The following is a 13,409-nucleotide window of genomic DNA, read 5'->3' as shown; positions in this document are numbered from 1 at the left end:
AGTTCAATCATCGTCACTCCGCGACTCGTCTGCAACCGGTAATGGTGCCGCGGTTTCCAGCCCTTCATAAAAAGTCTGTAACACGCGACGCTGTGCTCCGCTCAAGCGCACCAGTGGTCTCCGGCTCTGAATAAAACGCAGCGATTCTTCCACACTCCCACACTGCCGGGTATACAACAGCAGCGCCGCAGTAAACAGCCCCGTCCGACCATGGCCCTCAGCGCAGTGGATCAATACAGGTTCCTGCAACGCTGCGACTTGGGAAATCCATTCAGATAACGCTTCAACCGACGGTGCTTCTCGGTCCAGAATAGGGAAGCAGTGATAGCCACGCAAACGCTGCTCCCGTGGTTCACTCTGCTCACACGTGAGATCAATCACATGCACAATCTCCGCCGGCAGCTCATGGGACAACAGACGCCGACTGACAAACAGGTTCTCCGTCAACTGATTCAAAGGCGGCTCCGGTCTCAACAGCCGCGACACATGCCAGACCCCGTTCAGATACAGCAGGTAGGGAAACAACAGACACCGATTGAACAACGGCACCAGCCCCGCTTCCGATTTGTTAAACACCCGGGGACCGAGACCAAAATACCCCGCCGCCACCAGCGCAAAGCTGAACGCAGGCCAGAGCAGCAGCCACCACAGCCCCTGGTGCATCCCGGCAGCCAGCACCAGCAGCACCGCAATCAGCAGCAGTAGAAAACCAATTCTCATACAGGGCAACTTGAAACAGTAAGATTGTCGGGCGGGTTCTCAGTATTAAGGAACCGAAATCACCAGCATTTCGTTTCCCTGTTTCTGAAACTCGTAAGTCACGCGTCTGATCTGCACATCATAACCCTCCGCGGACAGTTCTGCCACGACCGGTTCGCGATACCGGGACGGTCTCGCCCCCAGTTCCAGCAACGGAAACACACGCACCTCGCGAGCCACCCTGCATAACTCCCTGAGGGAAGCCAGATGAAACTCAAGGGAAAAGTGCGCGCTGTACAAAAACAGAAAGTGTGAGCAGACCGCCAGATCAAAGGCAGCCTCCTCAAACGGCAACACAGGCAACGCCGCCTCCCGGTAGCGCCCCTGCGCCTTCCCCGTCGGATAGTCAGCCAGAAACTCCTGCATTGCAGCCCTGCGGATCTCTCCCAGTTCTTCGACCGAGCGAATCTGTTCCCAGACAAACTCACCCGCATTCTCCCGCGTCTGTTGCAATACGGTCACGAATGTCTCGTCAATCCGCTGACCGATCTCCCCGGCAGAGAACGCATACAACGGATCCACCGAGACCACCGCGCCCCCCTGCCGCGTCAGCGTCGCATTAAAACTGGCCGGCCCGTCCCCGCAACCCAGAATCCGCTGCGCAAGATCCGCCTCCCCCAGGTCAAACATCGCCCGATATTCCTCAAACGAACGCCCCCAGGGAACCACCTGCTCCAGAGTAAATGCCATAAATCTTTCGTATCTATTTAAATATCAGCAGGAGCCAGCTATATAATCCGCGTCCACTCCTGCAGCTTGTCATCTTTACTTCGGGGATAATGAATCGTATCAGGTCCAATGAAGAGCGCATCACCTTCGAATAACTCACACAGATCGCAACATTCCAGGATTACTTTTTCGACGGCAGCTTTAGGGGAACGGCTATTGAGCACAGCTTCTCCATAACAGAGAATTTCCAGCGATGTACTCGACGGAGCGTCGTTTTCCTCTATCACAAGTTTGAAGTTAAAGGTATTCCCTGTGATCTTCTTCTCATAGTCGACATAAAACAGAACGATCTGCTCTTCGCGAAATCGTTTCTCATACTCCTCAGGCGAATATTCCTGTACTTGATCAGCTTGAACGACAACACTTGACCAGAGATGCTGATGATAGTCGCAACGCACTGCTGCCTCATCGATTTTTGACACCCCTGCTGCAATTCGGTTCGGAGCAATCGAAGTCACGTACCCTTCAAAGAATGACATGCCATCCTTCAGTTCATCAATTACCCACTCTAAATCCGGCCAGAGTTTTTCAAAGTCCATCGAAGTAAAATTCCTCACACCGCAATGAGCCCAGGTTCAATCTGAAAGGGACTAGTCAACAGCCATACGGACAGCCTCATATTCAATCCGTCCACTGACATCCTCAGTACAAAACGGAGGCGGCTCGCATTCTCTGGCCTCCCTTTCACTGGCAAATTCCGCTTCTGCAATGACTGGCACGTCTTTACCAACCACAACATTAATACTGAAAGGAACGTCCTGGTAACGATACAAAAACCGCTGGCGTACCAGCATTCTACCAGGGAGGTCCGCAAGCAGTTCATACTCTTCTGCCGTGAGATACAGGTTTGTGATGGGCTCGACAATCTCGCTGCACTTCCCGTATTTCTTACAGAGCTTATACTGAACGTCGTCTCCCCCTTCGATCTTTCTCAATCGCAAACGCCCCTGACTCAGATATTTGTCCGTGATGAGCCGCCGCCCAGGCAACGTCGACAGATCCGGCAGCAACCGCTCATCGGTCAGCCAGCGACGTTCGATCTCCAGTTGACTGTATTTGGGCCGAGACGTCATCGCTTTAGATCCCCCGCACCATGACAAGTCCGCAGCCGGTCCAGTTGTTCGATCACCTCAAACACGAACCGCGTCTTCTCATCATTAAAAGCGACCCGCTCACCGATGGTCTTCATGGCCCAGCCCCGGGCACTGCCGCCGTCCTGACCGAACTCCTCTGACATCGCCGTCCAGTCACAGACCATCTCGATCAGATCCACGTCGGTCATCTCATTCGGATCGTCGTGGAATTCCGGATGATGCCGGTTGTGGCTCACATGATGCCGCACCGCCGCCTGCGTGCGGGCTTCCATTCCCTCCGGATAAGTAAACGGAATGTTCCGCCACCGGCAGCGATGATATTCGGTCAGCCAGATATAAGGCACGCGTTCCGCGTCTTCAAACTTGGAAGCATCATGCACTTCACCCCGCGCCAGCAGTTCCTCCCCGCACGCCCATTCCGCCGCCAGCAGCGCCAGATTCCGCCGCACCCGTTCAATATGCGCCCGCGTCCGGCGTTCATAGAAAGTCACCATCTCCGGCGTCGGCTCTTGCAATGTGCTTACCTCACTTTAATTGAAACAGGAATCGTTCAAAATAAAATTTGATTCAGAGGTAATTAAAAAGAATCAGTCCGATTCAACTTTAAAAATCACTGATTTCCCCAAAACGCCCGGGACATGTCGGGGAACGAGAACACATCACTGAAAGAAAGACCATATGATTCAAAGAGTGAGTACCATACCTCGTCTCTTTGATTCACTTTTCTCGCATCGGATTCGCAGTACTGCCTTGTGGAAAGGTGCAGGTTAGAATCTCGAAACAACATTCCGTCAATAAATCTTCGTCTCCCATCAGGGGTTGAACCATGATGCACCCATACTCCCTCTGTGATTTCAAAACATGAAATCAAGCCAACCAACCGAGATAGTACAGCAATCGACATCCTGAATTCCAGATCGAAATACTGCTTGAATTGAATTCCGGTTTTCAGTTTATGATCGGTGATATTTTGAATGACGAACTGCTCATTCTCATATTGTTCACTGATAAGAGATTCTTCACACGAAAAAACCGCATTGAATTGATATGACATCAGAGAGTAATACATTCCTTGTCAGAGTGTAGATTTATTCCAATTCATCATGGTCTTCAAAAATTGCATACAGTGCCGAGGTTAACTCGACGATTCCCTCTTCCTGAAACCAGGCGGGTATTTCGATATTTTTACTTATAGCACCATCAAGATTTCCCTGCACCTGATCTCCTATCACAAACAGGGCAGCAAAGAGTTCCCGATCGACCTGTTTTTGACCACGATTGTTCCGATGCAAAATCTGGATCGCCTCAATGATTTGAGAAAAATGTGCGCGATCGGGATACTTTCCCCAACGTGTGGAATAAGCAATCCCTTCTGTGCTTTCTCTCAAAATCAGAGCCCGTGCTTCTTCAGCATTCATGATTTCAACTTATAACGAGTAAAACAGGGTGAACTCATTGATAAATACCAGAACAGGAAGTACTCAGAGAAACAGCCTATCGCGTCAACTCAATTCCCACCTTCAACCCAATCTCTGGATCTTCCGGCACGTAAACCTGTTCGACGGGCGTCTGCAACTCCCCCTGATCCCATGATGCTGCGAAGGGACGTTGCTCTGCTACGAACTCACTCAGGTCGATGATTTCCAGTGCCTCCCGTTTCCCATAATTTTCCAGAGCAGCGCCGCGGAGACCCAGTTGGACCGCGCGTCGCTCACACTTATTGCCGATAGGATCATGATCGGGGTCCCATTGAATTCGCACATCAGACTGCTGCACCGCCTGCTGCCATTCAGTTTGATCTATGAATCGCCCGTCTCCACGGGGAAAGGAAGAAGCCACCGCCTGGTCCAGCAGCGCATCAAAAAAAGATTTCCTCAAACGAATGCCCAGCACCACTTCCTGGCCCTGTGACGTTCCCCAGGCACTGCGGTACATCATCCACAGGAAATTGGGTTTAATCCAGCTCATCCGCGAGTACTTGAAATCCCCTCCGAAGTATCCACGCCGGGCGGCGAACTTCCCAATCGCCGGGCTGTAAGCCTGGTAGACCACAATGGTCTCCGCATCATAGTGCGCTAAGATATGTTTCCCGCTTTGCGGCCAGATTTTGATTTGTTCCCGATAACTGACCGTAGGTAAACTTACCATTCGTCTTCATTTCCTGGGCTTTGGTCGTAAAACGGAACGGGAATAATAATGGTGCAAAGATCCTCCCACGCATTATCCAATTCGGCGATACAACTCATCCTTCCACGATCCACCAAAGAGCTCTTTGAGCCCATGTAATAACGAAACGGGAGGATGGTCCAGATCCGCAACCGCTCGAATTAACTCCAGCCAGCATCTCGATCCTGATTCCGTCTCTTCCAGAATCTGGTACATCAGATCCAGTTTCAATTCAAATACAATGGCTGAGATTTCTATACTGATATTCTCATACTCGGACCGCACAATCCAACTCTGCTCTTCCTCATCATAATCTCCCAGTAAATCGACAGGATCACCATACCAGGCTCCCAGATACTTCTGTGTATAATATCCGGCTTCTTTGAACTTCAGATACTGTCTGTTCTGCGAACCAACGATCAGATAGGGCAACAGAGTATTGATCAAATCACTGTTTAACAGCGCTGAAATTTTTTCGCTTACCGGTAATCTGAAAGGATCAATGAACTGCTGTTTGTTCTGATTGGCAATTAAAAAGTATTGTCCCATGATCTGATCTGGTTAATCCTCACATGAATTACCGAGTCTTTAGTGATGCGACTTCAGCAATGATATTAGCAGGTTGCTGTGATCAGCCCCACTCGAAAATCTGCACAACACCAGCGAGCTTCAATGTGCGTGCGGATCAAAATACGCTTCCCGTGTATTTTTCGATGGCTCTTTGGTGGCAGCCAGCTGGAAATACTTCGGTGCTTCCTGCCGGGTAAACTGATCGATATTCATCATCGCCACCCCGATATTATAAAACAGGTTCCGATCAACAGAGCCTGCTTCCTCAGCACGATGGTAGTATTTCAATGCTTCCTGCTGATTACCCAGATCCGACAATGCAGAACCAAGGTTAACCAAGGCATCAGTATTCAGTGGATCAAGCGCCAGGACTTTATGAAAACACTCGATCGCCTCAAGGTAGTTTGCTGTGTACAGCGACATATCGCTCCAGGCTTGATCACACAGAGCAATTCCTCGATCCAGTTCGTCTTGAATCGCACTCATCTCACACCTGACTCATCCCGTAAGTTATTGATCTATGATTCAACTGAGCACATCCTACAACATCTGGATTCCTGTTTCATCAGGAAACTGCTTCCACTCACTTTCCCAATAACCGGTCATGTCGCTTACGGATCTGTGAAGTACTGCCGGGAAACTCAAATCGACCCAGTACGACATCTTCCAGTGCCGCACGCACCTGCTTCGCACACCGCACCGGGTCCATCCTGCCGACGCCGGTTCCCAGCCCGGGGATCGACACCGTTTTGACCTGCTCGCGCACCGGCTGTCCTGCATAGTCACCCGCGGGAATCAACCCTTCTCGAATCAAGAGAAAGATCGCCCGTGCCGCCAGATAAGCATTGATCGTCGATTCCACCGGCAGCGGCACCCGCATCGTGGGAGCAGCAATCAGCCAGGGGATCTCTGCATCACCGGTCTCCACCAGCGTCGCGGCCCCCACCAGCAGTTCCCCGGCATGGTCGATGCGAATCTGTGCCTGCACCCGATCCTGCAGTTGTGTTCCAAAGCGTTCCAGGTAGAGCCGATCAATGCCGCCATCCATGAAACCAAAACTGTTCGCCGGACTCACAATCGCATCCGCTGCGACTTCGAAGATCGAACCATGCTGCACCTCAACAAACGGCAGATCACCACACCACCGCTGCCAGGCCGCGTACAGCCGCTCATCAATGGCAGACAGCCGAATCTGCAGTCGAAACGAATCAGACACAGGTAAATTCATCAACGATCATCCTCAAAAAGTAGGGGAGGACCCATGTGTCCTCCCGCCTGGCGACAATCTTTCTGGTGCAATCTTCCCTGGCAATTCATAAACGCGTCCCCACCATGAGCGGCAAGACGATATCCGCCGGTAAAAAGGTCAACGCTGACATCAGAAACCGCTACCTGACGCCATTCCGCTCACTTCGAATAAATAATGGGTGAGCCCGAATGCAATTCGGGCCGAGCGCAGCGAGCAGGAAACTGACCGTGTTGCACTCCGATTTCTTAATTGTACAAGCCTGATACAGTCGCTACGGATCGCCCCAGATCCTTAACGACACGCATACTCTGACGGTTTCCTGTTGTCTTCGACAACCTCGAATTGCATTCGAGGCCACCCTGGCACCTTTTATTCACAGTAGTCGAATTGCCAGTTCCTAACGGACACCAGAAACCAAAATCATGTTCGCCATACACCCAGGCGCAACAAAAAAGCACTCCTGTCCGCAAACAGGAGTGCTTCTTTTTTTCAGTTTATCACCACAGCATTACGGCAGTTCGGTGGCTCCCATCAGGTAGCGATCGCACTCACGGGCGGCGCCGCGGCCTTCATTGATCGCCCAGACGATCAGGCTCTGACCACGTCGGCAGTCGCCGGCGGCGAAGACACCGTCGATGTTCGTCGTGTACTGCTCATGCTCGGCTTTGAAGTTCGAACGGGCGTCGGTTTCCAGGCTCAGCTGCTCGCTGATGATATGCTCGGGGCCTAAGAACCCAAGTGCCAGGAAGACCAGGTCGCATTCGAGCTCCTGTTCCGAACCAGGAACCACGCTGAATGGAGGACCGTTCTCAACCGGCTTGGACCAGTCGACTTCGCAGATCTTGATCGCTTTCAGATTGCCTTTGCCGTCGCCCACGAATTCGAGGGTCGACATCTGGAACATCCGCGGATCTTTACCGAACGCGGCAGCTGCTTCTTCGTGACCGTAGTCCACGCGGAAGATCTTCGGCCACTGAGGCCAGGGGTTGTTCGCGGCCCGCTCCATCGGAGGCTGAGGCACGATTTCCAGGTTGATCAGGCTTTCGCAGTTCTGACGCATCGCGGTACCCAGGCAGTCGTTACCGGTATCACCACCTCCGATCACGACAACTTTCTTGCCTTCGGCGTTGATGAAACCCTCAACCGGAGAGTTCTCGTAATGCTTGCTTTCCAGACCGGACTCCAGCAGGCTCTTCGTGTTCTTAGACAGGTATTCCATCGCGAAGTGCACACCCTTCAGATCACGGCCCGGAATGGGCAGATCGCGGGGCTTGGTCGCACCGGTGCAGAGCACGACGGCGTCGAAATCTTTCATCAGCTGATCCGCGGTGATGTCCACGCCGATCGAAGTATTGGTGATGAATTCCACCCCTTCGTCAGCCAGCAGATCGACACGACGCTGTACGATCCATTTCTCCAGCTTCATGTTGGGAATGCCGTACATCAACAGACCACCGATGCGGTCGTCGCGTTCGTAGACGGTTACACTGTGACCGGCGGTATTCAGCTGAGCGGCGGCAGCCAGGCCGGCAGGACCGGAACCAACGACAGCAACCTTCTTGCCGGTACGTGTTTTAGGAGGACTCGGCTGGACCCAACCCTGATCGAAGGCGTGATCGATAATCGAGTTCTCGATGTTCTTGATCGTCACCGGAGGTTCGTGAATCCCCAGTACGCAGGCCCCTTCACAAGGTGCGGGACAGACACGACCGGTGAATTCCGGGAAGTTATTTGTCTTGTGCAGACTGTCGAGTGCATCCTGCCAGCGACCGTTGTAGATGTGGTCGTTCCACTCGGGGATCAGGTTGTTAATCGGACAACCCGAGGCCATGCCTGCCAGGGTTTTCCCGGTGTGGCAGAAGGGAATCCCACAGTCCATGCAGCGAGCGCCCTGGTTGCTGAGCTCTTCATCGGTCAGATGATCGTGGAACTCATTCCAGTCCAGAATCCGCAGTTCCGGTTTTTTGTCGGCACCCAGTTCTCGTGCAAATTCCATGAAGCCGGTTGGCTTACCCATAGTTCTATCTCACTCTAAAAATGTGTTAGCTCTTATACAGAAGAAGCAATATGCTCCTGGGAAGGCGTTCCTGTCACGCGGTTCAGACGCGACAGGAACACAGTTTGTCACTAGACGCTGGCGGCAGCTTCCGCTTCTTCAGCTGCCATTTCCAGCAAAGCCCGCTTGTAATCCACAGGCATGACTTTCTTGAACAGTTCCAGTTCGTTTTCCCAGTTATCCAGAATCGCTTTGGCCACGGTCGAACCGGTGAACTTGCGATGATTGTCAATCAGCTCTTTCAGTTCGGCGATATCCTCGGCATCTTCCAGCCGTTCCAGTTCCACGGTCTCCAGATTGCTGTTCTGCAGCAGATGACCTTCGGGGTCGTAGACATAAGCCACACCACCCGACATCCCGGCTGCAAAGTTGCGTCCGGTCTCACCGAGAACAACGGCCCGACCGCCGGTCATGTATTCACAACCGTGATCGCCGATTCCTTCCACAACCGCTTTCGCTCCGGAGTTACGCACACAGAAACGTTCTGCAGCCTGACCGCGAATGTAAACTTCACCTTCGGTCGCTCCGTAGAGGTTCACGTTACCGACGATGATGTTATCTTCCGGCTTGAAGGTCGAATTCTCGGGCGGATAGATAATGATCCGTCCCCCACTGAGACCTTTACCAACATAGTCGTTGGCATCGCCTTCGTGCTCGATGGTAATCCCGTGTGCCAGCCAGGCACCCAGGGACTGTCCTGCGGAACCCTTACTGTTGATGTGAATCGTTTCATCAGGTAGACCTTCTGCACCATGATGCTTGGAAACCTCGTGGCTCAGCATCGTACCGAAGGTCCGGTCCGTATTCTTGAGTTTCACATCGATGGTGACCGACTCACCATTCTGGATCGCAGGCTGTGCCTCGCTGATCAGCAGGTTGTCAATCACGACTTCCAGACCGTGCTGCTGGTCCATCGTGCAATAAGTACCCACGTTTTCGTGTGGCTTTTCAGCCAGTCGCAGAATTGGAGTCAGGTCCAGGTGCTTCGCTTTCCAGTGAGCAACCCCTTCATCCAGTTCCAGTACATCGCTGCGTCCGACCATCTCGTTGATGGTGCGGAATCCGAGTTCAGCCATGATTTCACGAGCCTCTTCTGCCAGCAGGAAGAAGTAGTTGACCACGTGCTCGGGCTGACCGGCGAACTTCTTACGCAGTTCCGGATTCTGAGTCGCAATCCCGACCGGGCAGGTATTCAGGTGACACTTACGCATCATGATACAGCCCATGGTAATCAGCGGCCCGGTGGAGAAGCCGTACTCTTCGGCTCCCAACAGAGTCGCAATGATGATGTCGCGACCGGTCTTCAGCTGACCGTCAGTCTGCAGACGCACACGGCTGCGGAGATCGTTGAGCACCAGCGTCTGGTGGGTTTCCGAAATCCCCAGTTCCCAGGGCAGACCGGCGTGCTTCACACTGGTCAGCGGAGAGGCCCCGGTACCACCGGAGGCTCCCGAGATCAGGATGTTGTCGGCATGACCTTTGGCCACACCCGAAGCAATCGTACCCACGCCGACTTCCGATACCAGCTTCACGCTGATCCGGGCCGAGGGGTTACTGTTCTTCAGGTCGTAAATCAGCTGCGAAAGGTCTTCGATCGAGTAAATATCGTGGTGCGGCGGAGGACTGATCAGCCCGACCCCCGGAGTGGAGTGACGTACCGAAGCAATGATCTTATTGACCTTATGCCCGGGCAGTTCGCCCCCTTCTCCCGGCTTCGCACCTTGAGAAATCTTGATCTGCAGTTCGTCAGCGTTGGTCAGATACCAGCTGGTCACACCAAACCGCCCGGAAGCGATCTGCTTAATGGCCGACCGTTTGGAATCGCCGTTATCCAGCGGCTTGAAGCGCGAATAATCTTCGCCCCCTTCACCGGTGTTACTCTTACCACCCAGGCGGTTCATGGCGATCGCCAGGGCTTCGTGAGATTCAGCCGAGATCGAACCGTAGCTCATCGCACCGGTACAGAATCGCTTGACGATTTCCGTCACCGGTTCGACTTCGTCCAGCGGAATCGGTTCCCGCTTTTTGAAGGCCAGCAGACCACGCAGGTGACACTGCCGGGTTGTCTCTTCATTGACAGCTTTCGCGAACTGCTTGTAAGCATTCTTGTCGCCCGAGCTCGCAGCAGCCTGCAGGTTGGCAATGTTTTCCGGTGACCAGGAGTGCTTTTCTCCGTTGGCCCGCCAGTGGTACACACCGGGGTTAGGCAGAACGGGCAGACGCTTTTGATCCCGCTGCGGGTAGCCGATGTTGTGACGCATTTCGCATTCTTTGGCGACCACGTCAAAACCAATTCCCTTGATCCGGCTGGCGGTTCCCGAGAAACAGGCTTCGATGATTTCCTGGTTCAGACCGACGGCTTCGAAGATCTGGGCGCCCTTGTAGCTCTGCAGGGTCGAGATACCCATCTTGGCCATCACTTTCAGCATCCCTTTGCAGACACCTTTGCGATAAGCGGCCACGATGGAAGCGCGGTCCCATTTCTTCGCATCCAGCTCGCCGACTTCCAGCGAGTGCCAGAGGGCTTCGAAGGCCATGTAGGGGTTGATTGCATCGGCACCGTAGCCGAACAGCAGACAGTGGTGATGCACTTCGCGGGCTTCGCCGGTTTCCAGCACGATCCCGATCTGCGTACGCTGTTCGTTGCGAACCAGGTGATGGTGAATCGCACCACAGGAAACCAGGGTCGGCAGAGCGACACGATCTTTACAGACGGCCCGGTCCGAAACCACGATCAGGCTGAAGCCATCGGCGATCGCCTGAGAGGCTTCTTCCCGAATCCGATCCAGGGCAGCCCGGAAACCGGCTTCCCCTTCCGACTTGGGATAAGTCACGTCGATCGTTTTGGTTTTCCAGCCCCGGTAATCCATCTTCTTGATGGCGGCCAGTTGCTCGTTGGTGATGATCGGCTCGGGAATGAGCAGTCGATGACACTGGTCTTCGGTCGATTCCAGCAGGTTGCCTTCCGGACCGATGTAACATTCCAGCGACATGATGACTTCCTCGCGGATCGAGTCGATCGCGGGGTTCGTCACCTGGGCGAACAGCTGGTGGAAGTAATCGTAAATCAGGCGGGGCTGATCGCTGAGGCAGGCCAGGGCCGCATCGTTCCCCATGGAACCGATGGGATCCTTCTTGGCCTTGATCAGCGGAATCAACATGAACTTCAGCGTTTCGAATGTGAAACCAAAGGCCTGCAGACGGGACAAAAGCTCTTCGGTCGGAACCGAATCGATCTTCTCAGCAGGTGGCAGGTCCTGCAGACGCAGACGCTGATTCTGGAGCCATTCCTGGTAAGGACGCTTGGTGGCGTACTTTTCTTTGATCTCTTCATCGGGGATCAGGCGGCCTTCTTCGAAGTCAACCAGGAACATCTTCCCGGGCTGCAGACGGCCTTTTTCCTTTACCAGTTTCGGATCGACTTCCAGGGTTCCCACTTCGCTGGCCATGATGACACGATCGTCGTGAGTCACGTAGTAACGGCTCGGACGCAGACCGTTCCGGTCCAGCACGGCGCCGATACATTTACCATCGGTGAAGGAAACTGATGCCGGCCCGTCCCATGGTTCCTGCAAGGCGGAGTAATATTCATAGAACGCACGCTTAGCGACGGAAATGGAATGATGGTTCTGCCAGGCTTCTGGAATCATCATCATCATCACTTCCGGCAGCGGACGACCGGACATCAGCAGCAGTTCCAGTGCGTTGTCGAAGTTACCCGAGTCTGAGCAGTGCGGCTCGATGATCGGGAACAGCTTGTTCAGATCGTCGCCGAACAGCTCGCTGGACATCATTCCCTGGCGGGCAAACATCCAGTTGGCGTTCCCACGCAGGGTATTGATTTCCCCGTTATGAGCCATGAAGCGGCACGGCTGTGCCCGGTCCCAGCTGGGGAAGGTGTTTGTTGAGAAGCGGGAGTGTACCATTGCCAGGTGGCTGGTGAAGTCTTCCGCCTGCAGGTCGGGGTAGAACGGCATCACCTGGTCGGGAGTCAGCATCCCTTTGTAAACCAGGATGTTGCTGGACAGCGAACAGAAGTAGAACATCAGTCCCTGGGGCAGGCTGCTGCCTTCACGCAACTGACGGCTGGAAGCCTTCAGGATGATATACAGCTGACGTTCGAGGTGATCGTGATCGGCGACCTTGTGATTTGAAGTGGAGATAAAGACCTGCTCCATGTGCGGCAGAGCACGCAGCGCGGAGGGACCGATGTCGGCCTTGGTCGGTTCCACGGGCAGTTCACGCCAGCCCAGGACAACCAGTCCCTGGGCGTTGACGGTCTCTTCCACGACCTTTTTGCAGTGTTCCCGCTGTGATTCATCGGTCGGCAGGAAGACATTTCCCATGCCGTAATGACCCGAGGGAGGCAGATCGAGGTTCAGATCTTCCTTCACCACGCGTTGCAGGAAGTCGTGAGGCATGGAAACCAGAATACCGGCACCGTCGCCCGTATTTTCTTCGCAACCACAGGCGCCACGGTGAGTCATATGACGCAGCATTTCATCGGCGTCGACCACAATCTGGTGTGACCGTTTGCCTTTGATATGGGCGACGAAACCCACACCACAGCTGTCATGCTCGAATTCCGGATCGTAGAGCCCATGAGCTTCCGGGAAACGCCCCACTTGAAACAGGGAGTTTTGTGCTTTGTTTTCGGAATCAGTTCCACGTCGAACGGTTCGACTCGTCATCTTACTTCACCATTCAAACTAATGTTTTCAAAATCGATGCCACCCGGGCACCTTCAGTTTATCGCGAACAAGCTTCGCACTCAGTAATCTGCTTC

The 13,409-nt window shown here is 53.6% G+C and carries 13 protein-coding genes; all 13 read right to left on the bottom strand.

Annotated elements, in window-relative coordinates; all coding sequences use genetic code 11:
* Positions 1 to 3: 3 nt before the first annotated feature.
* The 13 genes from HG66A1_RS04475 to gltB all read right to left on the bottom strand — a co-directional run bounded on the left by HG66A1_RS04475 (position 4) and on the right by gltB (position 13,314).
* The gene (locus tag HG66A1_RS04475; protein WP_145181042.1) at positions 4 to 720 is read right to left on the bottom strand and encodes a dual specificity protein phosphatase family protein; all 717 of its coding nucleotides are present in this window, start codon (positions 718 to 720) and stop codon (positions 4 to 6) included.
* 45 nt (positions 721 to 765) lie between these two features.
* Positions 766 to 1,449, bottom strand: a complete 684-nt coding sequence (locus tag HG66A1_RS04470; protein ID WP_145181041.1) for a class I SAM-dependent methyltransferase — start codon at positions 1,447 to 1,449, stop codon at positions 766 to 768.
* A 38-nt stretch (positions 1,450 to 1,487) separates the two neighbouring features.
* Complete coding sequence (locus HG66A1_RS04465) at positions 1,488 to 2,027, bottom strand: hypothetical protein (RefSeq protein ID WP_145181040.1); 540 nt, start codon at positions 2,025 to 2,027, stop codon at positions 1,488 to 1,490.
* Between the two features lie 51 nt (positions 2,028 to 2,078).
* A complete protein-coding gene (locus HG66A1_RS04460) occupies positions 2,079 to 2,561 on the bottom strand; it encodes a hypothetical protein (RefSeq protein ID WP_145181039.1) in 483 nt (160 codons plus the stop codon).
* Positions 2,558 to 3,097 (bottom strand): DUF5662 family protein, encoded by a 540-nt coding sequence (locus HG66A1_RS04455; protein ID WP_232106751.1) that lies wholly within the window; start codon positions 3,095 to 3,097, stop codon positions 2,558 to 2,560. Before HG66A1_RS04455 ends, HG66A1_RS04460 begins: the two co-directional genes overlap by 4 nt.
* Before the next feature lie 95 nt (positions 3,098 to 3,192).
* Complete coding sequence (locus HG66A1_RS04450) at positions 3,193 to 3,636, bottom strand: hypothetical protein (protein WP_145181038.1); 444 nt, start codon at positions 3,634 to 3,636, stop codon at positions 3,193 to 3,195.
* Between the two features lie 34 nt (positions 3,637 to 3,670).
* Positions 3,671 to 4,000, bottom strand: a complete 330-nt coding sequence (locus HG66A1_RS04445) for a hypothetical protein (protein WP_145181037.1) — start codon at positions 3,998 to 4,000, stop codon at positions 3,671 to 3,673.
* A gap of 76 nt (positions 4,001 to 4,076) precedes the next feature.
* Positions 4,077 to 4,730: a DUF4291 domain-containing protein gene (locus HG66A1_RS04440; protein ID WP_145181036.1), complete on the bottom strand. Its 654-nt coding sequence runs from the start codon at positions 4,728 to 4,730 to the stop codon at positions 4,077 to 4,079.
* Positions 4,731 to 4,802: 72 nt separating this feature from the next.
* Positions 4,803 to 5,297, bottom strand: coding sequence for a hypothetical protein (locus tag HG66A1_RS04435; protein ID WP_145181035.1), 495 nt, complete (start codon positions 5,295 to 5,297; stop codon positions 4,803 to 4,805).
* Positions 5,298 to 5,417: 120 nt separating this feature from the next.
* Positions 5,418 to 5,804 (bottom strand): tetratricopeptide repeat protein, encoded by a 387-nt coding sequence (locus tag HG66A1_RS04430; RefSeq protein ID WP_145181034.1) that lies wholly within the window; start codon positions 5,802 to 5,804, stop codon positions 5,418 to 5,420.
* A gap of 97 nt (positions 5,805 to 5,901) precedes the next feature.
* Positions 5,902 to 6,546 carry a macro domain-containing protein gene (locus HG66A1_RS04425; RefSeq protein ID WP_145181033.1) on the bottom strand — a complete coding sequence of 215 codons (645 nt, stop codon included), beginning with the start codon at positions 6,544 to 6,546 and terminating at the stop codon, positions 5,902 to 5,904.
* 529 nt (positions 6,547 to 7,075) lie between these two features.
* Positions 7,076 to 8,584, bottom strand: coding sequence for a glutamate synthase subunit beta (locus HG66A1_RS04420; protein ID WP_145036975.1), 1,509 nt, complete (start codon positions 8,582 to 8,584; stop codon positions 7,076 to 7,078).
* Between the two features lie 110 nt (positions 8,585 to 8,694).
* Complete coding sequence (gltB, locus tag HG66A1_RS04415; RefSeq protein ID WP_197996979.1) at positions 8,695 to 13,314, bottom strand: glutamate synthase large subunit; 4,620 nt, start codon at positions 13,312 to 13,314, stop codon at positions 8,695 to 8,697.
* Between the last annotated feature and the right edge of the window lie 95 nt (positions 13,315 to 13,409).

Source organism: Gimesia chilikensis (assembly GCF_007744075.1).
Classification (GTDB): Bacteria; Planctomycetota; Planctomycetia; order Planctomycetales; family Planctomycetaceae; genus Gimesia; species Gimesia chilikensis_A.
This window is presented reverse-complemented; position numbering and strand designations above follow the sequence as displayed.

Coding starts and splice junctions, on each gene's coding strand:
- HG66A1_RS04435 (WP_145181035.1), bottom strand. CDS start 5,297: ATGGGACAATACTTTTTAATTGCCAATCAGAACAAACAGCAGTTCATT.
- HG66A1_RS04465 (WP_145181040.1), bottom strand. CDS start 2,027: ATGGACTTTGAAAAACTCTGGCCGGATTTAGAGTGGGTAATTGATGAA.
- HG66A1_RS04460 (WP_145181039.1), bottom strand. CDS start 2,561: ATGACGTCTCGGCCCAAATACAGTCAACTGGAGATCGAACGTCGCTGG.
- HG66A1_RS04425 (WP_145181033.1), bottom strand. CDS start 6,546: ATGAATTTACCTGTGTCTGATTCGTTTCGACTGCAGATTCGGCTGTCT.
- HG66A1_RS04470 (WP_145181041.1), bottom strand. CDS start 1,449: ATGGCATTTACTCTGGAGCAGGTGGTTCCCTGGGGGCGTTCGTTTGAG.
- gltB (WP_197996979.1), bottom strand. CDS start 13,314: ATGACGAGTCGAACCGTTCGACGTGGAACTGATTCCGAAAACAAAGCA.
- HG66A1_RS04440 (WP_145181036.1), bottom strand. CDS start 4,730: ATGGTAAGTTTACCTACGGTCAGTTATCGGGAACAAATCAAAATCTGG.
- HG66A1_RS04475 (WP_145181042.1), bottom strand. CDS start 720: ATGAGAATTGGTTTTCTACTGCTGCTGATTGCGGTGCTGCTGGTGCTG.
- HG66A1_RS04420 (WP_145036975.1), bottom strand. CDS start 8,584: ATGGGTAAGCCAACCGGCTTCATGGAATTTGCACGAGAACTGGGTGCC.
- HG66A1_RS04430 (WP_145181034.1), bottom strand. CDS start 5,804: ATGAGTGCGATTCAAGACGAACTGGATCGAGGAATTGCTCTGTGTGAT.
- HG66A1_RS04450 (WP_145181038.1), bottom strand. CDS start 3,636: ATGTCATATCAATTCAATGCGGTTTTTTCGTGTGAAGAATCTCTTATC.
- HG66A1_RS04445 (WP_145181037.1), bottom strand. CDS start 4,000: ATGAATGCTGAAGAAGCACGGGCTCTGATTTTGAGAGAAAGCACAGAA.